Annotated in this window: 7 protein-coding genes and 1 tRNA gene; 5 read left to right on the top strand and 3 right to left on the bottom strand. The window is 39.6% G+C overall.

Going from position 1 to position 12,159, the window contains the following annotated elements; translation table 11 throughout:
- Positions 1-3 precede the first annotated feature (3 nt).
- The 3 genes from treZ (at position 4) to BMY50_RS25395 (ending at position 6,241) form a co-directional block, all read left to right on the top strand.
- Positions 4-1,854 (top strand): malto-oligosyltrehalose trehalohydrolase, encoded by a 1,851-nt coding sequence (gene treZ / locus BMY50_RS25405; RefSeq protein ID WP_093331594.1) that lies wholly within the window; start codon positions 4-6, stop codon positions 1,852-1,854.
- On the top strand, positions 1,838-6,067 hold the full coding sequence (treY, locus tag BMY50_RS25400; protein ID WP_093331591.1) for a malto-oligosyltrehalose synthase: 4,230 nt from the start codon (positions 1,838-1,840) through the stop codon (positions 6,065-6,067). The genes treZ and treY overlap by 17 nt, the downstream gene beginning before the upstream one ends.
- A gap of 102 nt (positions 6,068-6,169) precedes the next feature.
- Positions 6,170-6,241, top strand: a tRNA-Glu gene (locus BMY50_RS25395).
- A gap of 182 nt (positions 6,242-6,423) precedes the next feature.
- On the opposite strand, the gene BMY50_RS25390 is transcribed toward BMY50_RS25395, so the two are convergent.
- The gene (locus tag BMY50_RS25390) at positions 6,424-7,644 is read right to left on the bottom strand and encodes a hypothetical protein (RefSeq protein WP_093331587.1); all 1,221 of its coding nucleotides are present in this window, start codon (positions 7,642-7,644) and stop codon (positions 6,424-6,426) included.
- A 431-nt stretch (positions 7,645-8,075) separates the two neighbouring features.
- Between BMY50_RS25390 and BMY50_RS25385 the strand changes: the two genes are divergently transcribed.
- Positions 8,076-8,657: a helix-turn-helix domain-containing protein gene (locus BMY50_RS25385; RefSeq protein ID WP_093331583.1), complete on the top strand. Its 582-nt coding sequence runs from the start codon at positions 8,076-8,078 to the stop codon at positions 8,655-8,657.
- 11 nt (positions 8,658-8,668) lie between these two features.
- Here the strand turns inward: BMY50_RS25385 and BMY50_RS25380 are convergent, their stop codons facing one another.
- Positions 8,669-9,655, bottom strand: coding sequence for a GlxA family transcriptional regulator (locus tag BMY50_RS25380; protein ID WP_093331578.1), 987 nt, complete (start codon positions 9,653-9,655; stop codon positions 8,669-8,671).
- 264 nt (positions 9,656-9,919) lie between these two features.
- Between BMY50_RS25380 and BMY50_RS25375 the strand changes: the two genes are divergently transcribed.
- Positions 9,920-10,528, top strand: coding sequence for a DinB family protein (locus tag BMY50_RS25375; RefSeq protein ID WP_162276675.1), 609 nt, complete (start codon positions 9,920-9,922; stop codon positions 10,526-10,528).
- A 98-nt stretch (positions 10,529-10,626) separates the two neighbouring features.
- Here the strand turns inward: BMY50_RS25375 and BMY50_RS25370 are convergent, their stop codons facing one another.
- A complete protein-coding gene (locus tag BMY50_RS25370) occupies positions 10,627-12,069 on the bottom strand; it encodes a Gfo/Idh/MocA family oxidoreductase (RefSeq protein ID WP_093331785.1) in 1,443 nt (480 codons plus the stop codon).
- Positions 12,070-12,159: the final 90 nt, after the last annotated feature.

Below are 12,159 nucleotides of genomic sequence, written 5' to 3'. Positions count from 1 at the left end.
AATATGCAAACAACTATTGAGCGACGTACTTTAGGTGTAACTATCAAACAAAAGAAATGTTCCATCGCTGTATGGGCCCCGAATAAGGAAAATGTAACAGTCGTGCTTGAAGAAGGGAGGAGAATACCTTTAAAAAAGAATGAGTACGGCTTTTGGACGGGCAAGACGGAGGCGCTGTTTGCCGGACAACGATATAAAATTAGTATAGATGAACAAGCGCCTTTACCAGACCCTACTTCGATTTTCCAACCGTTAGGCGTGCACGGTTACTCAGAAGTGGTTGATCTTCAGTTATATCAATGGGAAGATCAGGAATGGAAAAATCCAACGCAAGCAGCATATATTATTTACGAGCTTCATGTTGGTACGTTTACTGAAGAAGGAACATTCGATGCATTAATTTACAAACTAGATTATCTTAAAGATTTAGGTATCAACGCTATCGAGCTGATGCCTGTAGCTCAGTTTCCAGGCGAAAGGAATTGGGGATACGATGGCGTCTATCCTTTTGCCGTGCAGAATAGCTATGGAGGTCCTCGAGGTTTACAACGTTTGGTAGATGCTTGCCACAAGAAAAAAGTAGCGGTGATATTAGATGTGGTATATAATCATTTAGGGCCAGAAGGGAATTACCTGGAAGCTTACGGACCTTATTTTACAGATAAATATCATACCCCTTGGGGCAAAGCCGTTAATGTTGATGATGCATATTGCGATGGCGTACGTCAGTTTATTATTGAAAACATGCTTATGTGGTTTCGTGATTTTCATATTGATGCGCTTAGACTTGACGCTGTGCATGCGATAAAGGATTTTGGGGCCAAACATATCTTGTCGGCCATGCGAGAAGCGGCAGATGAGCTCGGTCGCTTAACTGGCCAACATTATTATTTAATTGGGGAATGCGATCTTAACGATGTCCGTTATATTCGCCATCCAAAAGATGATGGATATGGTCTGCATGGCCAATGGATTGATGAATTTCATCATGCACTGCGAGTCAGTGTCGGTGAACAACAGCTGGGGTATTATGCCGACTTTGAGCCCATCATCCACTTGGCAAAATCGTTTACCGAAACTTACGTATATAATGGAATTTATTCTCCTCATCGAAAAAAGACATTTGGTAATGCGGCTATTGGAGCAAAGGGCGAGCAGTTCATTGTCTTTTCCCAGAATCATGATCAAGTAGGTAACCGCATGCTGGGAGAAAGAAGCAGCGTCTTATATAGTAAAGGTTTGCAAAAGACGATGGTGACAGCTGTTTTGGCAGCACCCTATTTGCCAATGCTCTTCATGGGTGAAGAATATGGCGAGACGAAACCTTTTCAATATTTCGTAAGCCATACGGATGCGGAATTGGCGAAGGCTGTACAGGAAGGAAGGCGAAAAGAATTCGAACAATTTCATAGTGGAGGAGAAGCACCTGATCCCATGTCTATGGAAACATTTGATCGTTCGAAACTTAACTGGTCATTGCTTGAAAGCGAAACACATATGGCTATATTTCAGTTTTATAAAACGCTCATTGCATTGCGGAAATCACATTCAGCTTGGCGTACTTTAGATCAATTGCGCGTTAAAACTGTAGTTTTCGTAGATCAGCAATCACTTGTTGTTAATAGATGGGATGAACAGGAATCCTTGTTTTTCGTATTCAATTTCAGCTCACATATTCAACATATAACACTTCCTTTTAAAGGAAACTTAATTAGAATCTTCGATACCGAAGGCATTCTTAAGAAAACACAAACAGATTTAGGCAGATCTCCTATTGAAGAAGTCCAAATGGCTGCAGAAAGTGCTTCTGTCTTTCAAATGAAACCAGAAAAAAGCCATGAAAAAGGTATTTAATCCCGTATCCACTTATCGTTTCCAATTCCATAAAAAATTTACATTTAAAGATGCGGAACGCTTGGTTCCATACTTAGCTCAATTAGGAATAGGGAGTGTATATGCTTCACCGATTTTTAAAGCTGTCCAAGGAAGTATGCACGGATATGACGTTGTTGATCCACTAATAGTCAATCCTGAGATCGGAAGCTTAGAAGATTTAAGGCGACTCTCCGGTGCACTTCAAAAACAACAAATAGCTTGGATTCAAGATATTGTGCCGAATCATATGGCTTTCCATCCAGAAAATACTTGGTTAATGGAGTGTATGGAAAATGGAAAATATGCTCGATATGCCAACGTTTTTGATACCAGTTTTAGCAGCCATTTTTTTAATGGACCCCTTATGGTTCCTTTTTTGGGTAGGTCTTTATCTGAAGTTATTTCTCACGAAGAGTTAAAGTTAGTCCTGAAAGACAATAAGCTTAAACTGGCATATTTTGATCAGATTTATCCGGTTAATGCCGTAGGATATGCGTATTTACTACAACTGAAGCCCGGTGGAAGAAGGCCAGCAATAGTGAAAACATTACAGCAACATTTAACTCAATTAGAACTTATTCAAGATAAGGATCAATTTCAAGCGGTCTGGCAGCACATTTCAGAAATATGGACGAAGGCCTTGTCGCAGTCAGGCATACTCGGTTATTTGCAAGATTTGATAGACCAGGTAAATGAAAATAAAGAGATGTTGCGGGCTTTATGCGATAAGCAGTATTATGAATTTTGTGATTGGAAGGAGAGTAGTGCTCATATTAATTACCGTCGATTTTTTACGGTCAATAGCCTTATTTGTCTCCAAGTACAGGAGAAAGATGTTTTTGATCTTACGCACAGTTTTATCAAACAACTGGTGCAAGAGGGTGTATTCAAAGGACTGCGGATAGATCATATAGATGGATTATTCGATCCAGCGAAATACCTTTCTGACCTGCGTAATCTTGTTGGAAATGAGGTTTATATTGTAGCTGAGAAGATTTTAGAAGCGCATGAACAGTTGCTTGTAGACTGGAATATTCAAGGAACATCAGGCTATGACTACCTGGCTATGTCCAATAGGTTGTTTACAATGCGTGAAAATGAAAAAGCTTTTGATTCTTTGCATCAGAACCTTGTGCCACAGCAGACAACTGTTCAACAGCAGATTGCCCAAAAAAAATCTTTTATACTAAGGCAGCACATGAGGGGCGAGCAAGATAATTTATTTCAATTATTGAAGTCTTTGAAGCTGGTACCTAAACAAGTATGGAATGAAGTGGGTGAAAAAAATCTAGAAGAAGCAATTGCAAACATACTGATTTACTTTCCTGTCTATAGGTTTTATGGTAATAAGCTACCCTTGAGTTTTTCCGAACAGCAAGCACTCAGCACTATTTTTCATACAATAAGGAAGCGGAAACCCAAAATTGCTTCAGCTGTTAATCTTTTAGAAGACCTTTTATTAAATAAGCCTACAGTAGCAGACGGCAAGTTCAATGGTCGATTATGTTATTTCTATCAACGATTGATGCAGTTTTCAGGTCCGTTAATGGCGAAAGGAGTAGAAGATACCTTGATGTATACCTATAATCGTTTTATAGCAAGCAATGAGGTAGGGGATGCTCCAAGTGCTTTCGGTATGGCAGTGAAACAATTTCATGAAGCGATGGAGCAGCGCCAACAGTATTGGCCACTTACAATGAATAGTACGGCAACGCACGACACTAAAAGAGGAGAGGACACTCGTGCCCGACTCCATGCACTGAGCTGCTTACCAAACTGGTGGAAGGACGTAGTGAAAAAATTAGAAACTACAATAGACAATAAGCTAGATAAGGCGTGTTTACCTGATGCAAATGATCGGTATTTTATCTACCAAACACTAATTGCATCCTATCCCGCTGAATATAATGACCGACAGAACTATTATGAGCGTTTAACAGGCTATTTACAGAAAGCATTGCGAGAAGCTAAAGAACGTAGCGATTGGACTGTTCCGCATGAAGAGTACGAGCAAAGGTGCGTGAATTTTGCGTTTTTATTGATAGATGCAAAAGAAGTGTTACAGCCAATATGGTACCCGTTGTGGGAGTATGTTAACGATCAAGGCATGTTATCTTCCCTAGCTCAAATAGCTTTAAAGCTCACGACGCCGGGAGTGCCTGATCTTTATCAGGGCACAGAGGGTTGGGATCTGAGTTTAGTGGATCCCGATAATCGGCGTCCCGTTAATTATGCTATAAGGAGAAAGACCTTAAAAACCCTAATTGCCGGGCATTCCGATTTCTTGAGCTTATGGCAAGATCGGCAAAACGGAAAAGTAAAGTTATTTGTTATTCAACAGTTGTTGCATTTTAGGCGAAAGCATAATGAGCTCTTTAAGAAGGGGATATACTTACCCCTACGTGTTCGTGGCAGGTACCGCAAACATATAATGGCTTTTGCCAGAAGATATCAACATAATTGGAGTGTTTCTGTCATACCGCTGCATCTTGCTGCTTTGTGTGAAGAGCAGCATTGTTTGCCAGAAAATATCAATTGGAAGGACACGCGTTTGGATTGGCCAGTTGATTGGCCAACAAAGTTCAAAGAGTTGTTTGGTGCAGAAGAAATAAAAATTAAGCAGGATTTAAGGCTAAATGATATATTTCAAAATAGGCTACCATTAATTGTTTTACATGCAACACAAAAAGAAAAAAAACGCAGTGCAGGAATTCTAATGCCAGTATCATCTTTACCGTCTCCTTTTGGAATTGGCGACTTAGGTCCGCAAGCATTTATTTTTGCAAAGCAGTTGGCTAAGGCAGGACAAAGTTATTGGCAAATGCTTCCAATGAATCCGGCAGGGGGTAAAGAACATTATTCTCCTTACAGTGCGTTTTCAGCATTTGCGGGAAATCCATTGCTTATTAGTTTAGTCGAACTTGCCAAAGAAAATTTGTTAACGAAAAAGGATTTACGTGATGCAGTGGTAGTAAACGATGGCAAGGTAAATTATGCTAAGGTTGAGGAAGTAAAGCAAAAGTTACTACAAAAGGCTTTTGAGCATTTTTCCATCAATAAAACCTCACCAGCGTATGAAAGCTTTTTATCATTTCTAAAAGAGGAGGCCGGGTGGCTTGATGATTTTACGGCCTATTTAGTTATTAAAAGAGACCAGCAGGGTAAACCTTGGTCTGAATGGCCAAATGGTCTCAAGCATCGCCAAAAGCGATCTATAGATAGTGTGGTCAACAAAAATAAAAAACATGCTTTATTTGTTCAGTGGCAGCAGTATATTTTCTTTAAACAGTGGACAGCCTTACAGGACTATTGTCATGCTTTATCAATACAGCTTTTTGGTGATCTTCCTATATATGTGAATTATGATGCGGTAGATGTATGGGCTAACCAGCAATTATTTAAGTTGGATGATTCAGGAAGAATGCTGGGTGTTGCCGGTGTTCCACCTGATTATTTCAATACGGATGGCCAGCTGTGGGGCATGCCCGTATTTAATTGGGATGCCCACAAGAAACAGCAATATGCGTGGTGGATTGCACGAATAAATAAAAACCTCAAGTTATATGATTTGTTACGTTTAGATCATTTTAGGGCATTTTGTGATTACTGGGAAGTGCCAGCAGATGAAAAGACAGCTATTAAAGGCGAATGGAAAAATGGCCCTGGTGAACACTTCTTTCAGGTGCTGTCTAATCTATTTGATGAATTACCTTTTGTAGCAGAAGATTTGGGCGATATCCATGAAGGTATATATAAGTTGCGTGATCAGTTTAAGTTACCGGGCATGCGCGTTTTGCAATTTGCATTTGGAGAGGACTTACCTTATTCTGTACACATCCCTCATCAATATTCATATGATAGTGTGGTTTATACGGGTACACATGATAATAATACGATCAAAGGCTGGTATACAACGGAGCTTAGCCATGCTGATAGAAAGCGCCTACAACAATACATAGGGCATAAAGCCGGGAATGATACCGTTTGCAAAGAAATTATCCGGTTAGCGTATGCATCTGTTTCTAAGTTGGTTATAATACCTCTACAAGACGTGTTGGCACTTTCGGAGAATGCTCGTATGAATATTCCAGCTACTACTGGAAATAACTGGATTTGGCGTCTAAAGTCGGGCCAATTGTCTTTGGAACACATAGAATGGCTGCAAACGATGGTAAGGTATTATGGGCGATAATCTTTACATGATTAAAATATTTTTAATTTTTTTTTGAAATATAAATCTTAACTGTATTTTTGCAGTCCCGAAACAGAAATAGAATTCTTGATCGGGATAAATGGCCCGTTCGTCTAGGGGTTAGGACGTTAGATTTTCATTCTAGAAACAGGGGTTCGATTCCCCTACGGGCTACAACACCACTCTGCGATAAGCAGAGTGGTGTTTTTCTTTTAAAAAAAGCTCAAATCTATTTAGGGGTTTTGAATGTAGATTTTGATTCGACTCTCTTTAGCTAACGCTATTTCTTCGTTTATTAAATCGATATGTCATGGTTGCTCTGCATTAAATTGATAAAGGTGTCATATCTTATCTCCTTATTTCGGCAATCGTTCGCCTGTCTCACCGTTATAATCCAGTGATTCATTGCCTCCTTCAAACACGATGTGGATATCAATGTGGTTTTGTTTATAGTCCGGTGGGATACGACGGTCACGCGTTCCCCAGCGTATGCCTTTGCGAAAGCCAATGTACATGATATTCTTGAGCTCATGGTCGGTGGCAGCATTGTCTAACGCTTTTTTGAGTAGGTCATACCGGATCGACTTCAATGTGAATAGACGATCCTGATCATCAATCGTCCATGTCATAAAAGGCCATTCAACGGAGTTGCCACGAATGGTTCTACTCCGGAGATAACCGGGTTTATCTGCTGGTTCTATTGTTACTTGAGTAAAGCTCTTGTAAAAAAGCAGTGATTCGATACGCTGGTCACCTATATATCCGATGGCCTTATCATAGGCTTTTTTGAACTCTTCCGGATTAAAATTGCCTTTATCTTGAAAAATAAACTTTTGGGGGAAATGCTTTATTTTCAATAAGAGCCAGTCAACATTGCCGGAGACCATGTATGGCGAAAGAAAGCCGATGCCAAATATGGTGATAATCAATATAAAGCTTATCGATCGCGTAAACATGTTTGGGTTGCGTCCAATCAATAGCCAGAGCCCCGTTTTTTGCCGTTCGGGATAGATCTTATTTGCCTTAAAAGTTTTAACGTCTGCCCGGATTATTTCGGCTGGTGTTTTCGGCGATACGGTACCATATCCGTAGTCGCGTGTATCTTCATAAAACGTGATGACATCACCCGCGTGCAGCTGATCGATATCTTCCGCCGTCATGAATTGGCGTATTGTTGTCTGGTACGGTATCTGTAACCTCGAAAATACTGTTACTTCGATGACCATCAAATCGCGTGTTTCCATCATTCGCACACCACCAAAATAAATCGCATCTATACGTGCCGGTGCAGCGTTGTTACTGCCAGATCCGTGGTTGGGTGCTGAGACAAGTGACTGTTTGCGGTCGGTATATAGGAAAAATAACAATGCAAAAATACAGCCAAGACCGATGGAACCAAAAATATAAACAACGATGAACCAGATTGGCATAAAGCCCTGCATCAGCGCTACAAGTGAACCGATGATGACACCTAAAAAGAGCCATACAAGCACTTTATAGAAAAATATACCGAGCCGCTCCACCCGATACGCCGTGGAAGTCCGAAGTTTAGTCGGAAAATCTGGTCGTGTACTCATGATTTATTTTTCTTAAAGATACGTGTTTAGAAATAATAAGGAACCTATCCTTCCACGTTAGTTTTAATGTTGTATTCAGTTCGCGCGTATACACCTACTGCCTTTGATGTACTCGCCCTCTAAGCTTATTCCCGCGAAATCCCGATAGCGTATTTAAAGAAACCTCATTTCGAAAAAAAGTACCTAAAATGGCAAAATCAGTACGCATATGGATACAGATCTTAATAGTAAATAAACAGGTATTATATGAAGAGCGGAATTTCGCATACAGGTAATATTGACGTCCGCTTGTAAAGGGTGACAGTTGAGAAAATCTGTTGATCTCATGTTGATGATCTTTTCTTTATAAAATATCGGGTGATTTTTTCAATTCTTGTTTTAGTCCCCTTGCTCTGATATATTTGTAACATACAATTCTTAGACATATTTACATGAAAGACGATATTCTTATCCAGATAGGCAATCAAATTAAAGAGCGAAGAAAAAATAAAGGTATCACGGTGCAAGAACTTGCGGATATGGCTTCTGTGAGTAAGGGCCTGATCTCGCAGATTGAAAACAATCGGGTGGTACCCTCATTAATGGTGCTTATTGAGATTATTCGATCTTTGGATGTGGATCTAAATGTCTTTTTCAAAGATGTTGGGAGCGGGAAGGCAAATAAGACCATACTTGTGAAAAAGAAGGATGAATATAGTCATTTTGAAAAAGAAGAGGCCATCGGGTTTCACTACCATCGCATATTTACGAGAAATATCAAAAACTCTACGGTAGATATTGTCTTACTGGAATTAGAACCAAATGCTTCTCGGCCTATGGTTGAAACCTTAGCATTCGAATATAAGTATATTCTTTCTGGAGAAATTGAATATCGTTTTGAAAATGAAAACATATTAATGAGTGCCGGAGATTCGATTTTATTCGACGGCAGAATACAGCATACACCTAGAAATATAGGCTCTTATAAAGCGGTCATGCTTATTGTTTACTTTTTTGAAGAAGATATGGGATAATACCTATATCATTAAGGTATTAATATTGAGTTTCTGTTATATTTATTACGATATTCTATCGGAGAAAGGCCAGTAACCTTCTTAAAGGTCGATCTAAACGCTTTCGTGTCAGAATAGCCTATTTCATACATGAGTTCACTCACGGTTTTTCGGCTAGTTTCTAACTCTTTTTTAGCCGCTTCCATTTTTACGCGCTGTATATATTCCGTTACCGTGTTACAAGTGGCTTTCTTAAACCTACGTTCAAGACTTCTGCGCCCTAAAGCTAATAAGTCAGCCAGCTGATCTACCGTTATCTTGTCTTTGAAATTTTTTTCTATAAATTCCTGCGCTTTTATGATGAGGTTATCTTCGTGTTCTTTTTGACCTCTAAACATGATGAAGGGCGATTGGCTATGGCGATCTATATCAATCATAAACATTTTAGAGATCATAATGGCTACATCTCTACCGGCATGTTTTTCTATTAGGTATAAAAGTAAATTGGTGTAAGAATAGGCGCCACCACTGGTATATATTCCATGATCTTCGGTCATGATTTTATCATCAACCAAGTTGGCATTTGGAAACATCTTCCTGAATTCATTTGCAAATCGCCAGTGCGTGGCACATTGCTTCCCGTCTAACAAACCGGCGGCTGCTAAAAAGAAAGCTCCCACACAGAAACTAGCCACTTCTGCTCCTTGCGCATATTGCTGGATAACCCAAGGCATAAAATCTTTATTTATTTGAAGCGCGTTTTCCATATCTCCAAGCATGGCAGGCACTATTACGAGGTCGGTTTTGTTTACCTCATGGATTAAAAGATCTGGCTTGATGGTGTATACACCGTTTCGTTGGCTAGTATTCGGGTTAATTCCAACTAGTTTGATATTAAATAATGGATGCTTGCCGGCCCGTGTAAAACATTCATTGACTTCAGAAAATATATGCTGACTACCTTCAATGTTAGCTAAGCTGGTGTGGCCTTGCGGAATCAATATTGATATATGTTTCATTGGTGTGCTATTTTAATTTTAAGGGTTACAAGCTTTGTCCTATTTACCGCTTTTATCAGCTGCGAGCCGAGCTTTTATTTAGAAAATGATGTATTGGTTAGCAATAAATACCTGTTGTACTACCTGTCAAATATAAGAGATATAACTTTCGCAATCAAAGCAATTGAAGGTTATTTTTGTCGTATGTTACCTGATAATTGTCGTTTATTCCCTATAAAAAACCATAAATTGTATCTAATTTTATCAATTATAAAATCTATAGATATGAGAAAAATTATTTTTTTGGCTTTTCTATTGCTTGGAACAGGGATAACAAAAGCAAAGGTTTTTAATGATGGCAATAAAGATACGTTACTGAGCGTGTTTGATGGAGCGGATACACGTCTGCTAAACGACGTAAAGGGTTTAAGCAGCGAGCAAATTAACTTTAAGCCAAGCGCTGAAAGCTGGTCAATTGGTCAATGCATCGAGCATATAACAAAAACGGAGGGCATGTTGCTCGGTATGGTGCAAGAAATGCTTAAGAAGCCGGCAAATCCGGAAATGCGTTCAAAGATTAAGGGGGAAGATAAACAAGTGCTAACGATGATGGAAGATCGCAGTAAAAAATTTAAAGCACCTGATGCACTCCAGCCTTCAAAGACCGATTATGATTTAGATGAATTGATTAAGAATATGGAAAAACAGCGGGCTGTTACACTTGCGTTTATCAATCAAACGTCACTGGATGATCTTCGTAACCATATAACACAAACACCTAATAAGGATTATGCAGATGCGTATCGGTCTTTATTATTTATAGCTGGGCATAGTTTAAGGCATACAGAACAAATTGAGGAAGTAAAAACAGCTCAGGGATTCCCAAATAAATAAACTTTTAGACAGTGGGATTTTAAATAAATTCTGTAGCTTAAGAAATAGCCATCAGCTAACATGATTGTTCAGTTCGATGGCTATTTTCTTTTTCATCTTTATATTTTATAATATTGTTCCCAGCCTTTTCTTGGGGGCTCTCCAACTAAGAGCTCGTTGGCAATTTTGTTGTTAGTAATGATTTTCTTATCCCGATCAAACAACAATTTGGTATTTAACCGTTGTGCTAAAACACCTAAACAGAATACTTGACTAAGTGGACCCGCTATATGGAATGGTGAGCGCGTTTCCTCTTCCCCTTTACACGCCAATAAGAAATTCGCGTAATGATTGGACGGACTTACCGGAACCTCAGGTAATTTAGAAGCCATTTCTTTTGCTTTTTCTTCTGGAATAATTGACAGCGTACTACCGTGTGATCCACCTTTAAACGTTAATTCTTTGCTGTAAATGATCTTTCCTGGATTGAGTTTAGTAGACTCAAGCGCTCCATTGCTTGGCGGTGGGATATTCGGATCCAAGCCAGAGACACCGTAACCTTTTGGAATTGGGGGGAGATTGTTTATACCATCGTACCACATAACTTCTAACGCAGGCATCTTTTTGCGTTTAGGAAATTTAAATGAAAGGGTAGATGACATAGGAAAGAAAAAATCGTTATGACCTTCTAGTTTTACAGCGTTTACCTCTTCCGGTAGACCCAGGTCTAGAAATTGGTGGGCCGTATCTAAGATATGAGCGCCCCAATCTCCCAATGCCCCCATCCCGAAGTCATACCAACAGCGCCATTGCCCGTTGATGTAATCGTGATTGTAATTGTGGAAAGGCCGCGTCATTAGCCAAGTGTCCCAATCCAATGTAGAAGGAACAGTCTCAGCGGACGGTAGCGATTTGATATTTGTATCCCAACTATGCCAACGTCGAGGTGAATTCATATGAGCCGTAATTGCTGTTACATCTTTAATAATTCCAGCGTCTACCCAAGCTTTAAATTGAAAGTAGTTCGCTTCCGAATGCCCTTGATTGCCCATCTGTGTAACCACTTTTGGGTTTTTGATGGCTGCCTTCATCATTAATTCGCACTCATTAAACGTTCGCGCCATGGGCTTTTCTGTATAAATATGGATGCCCCGGCCAATAGCCTCCATTACGATCGGGAAATGCGAAAAATCAGGAACACCAGCAGTAACGGCTTCTATTTGATTGCCCATTTTGTCGAACATTTCACGAAAGTCTTTAAAACGAGGAACATCTGGAAATTGCTTTAGCGTTTCTAAGGTATGTGGGGCTCCCATGTCTACATCACAAAAGGCTACAAAATTAGCGAGTCCTGTTTTATGGAATTCACGTAAAATTTCTCCACCTCTGTTGCCAATACCGCAACACGCTAAGTTAACGCGTTCATTTGGTTTGGCTAAGATAGGCGATATAAGGGGATTTGAAGCGGCACTTATAATGCCAGGTGCTGCTGCCGTTGCGGCAGAAAGCATCATCGCTTTCTTAAGGAATAACCTTCTGGAAACTTCTTCTTTGGATTTCATTTTTTTAAGGTTTACAACCTTTTCATGAGCATCCATTCTATATATTTTCTCATGAACAAGGTTTGTATGTCTGTAATTGTTTTAGTTTAT

It is taken from the genome of Olivibacter domesticus (assembly GCF_900109575.1).
Lineage (GTDB): Bacteria > Bacteroidota > Bacteroidia > Sphingobacteriales > Sphingobacteriaceae > Olivibacter > Olivibacter domesticus.
This window is presented reverse-complemented; position numbering and strand designations above follow the sequence as displayed.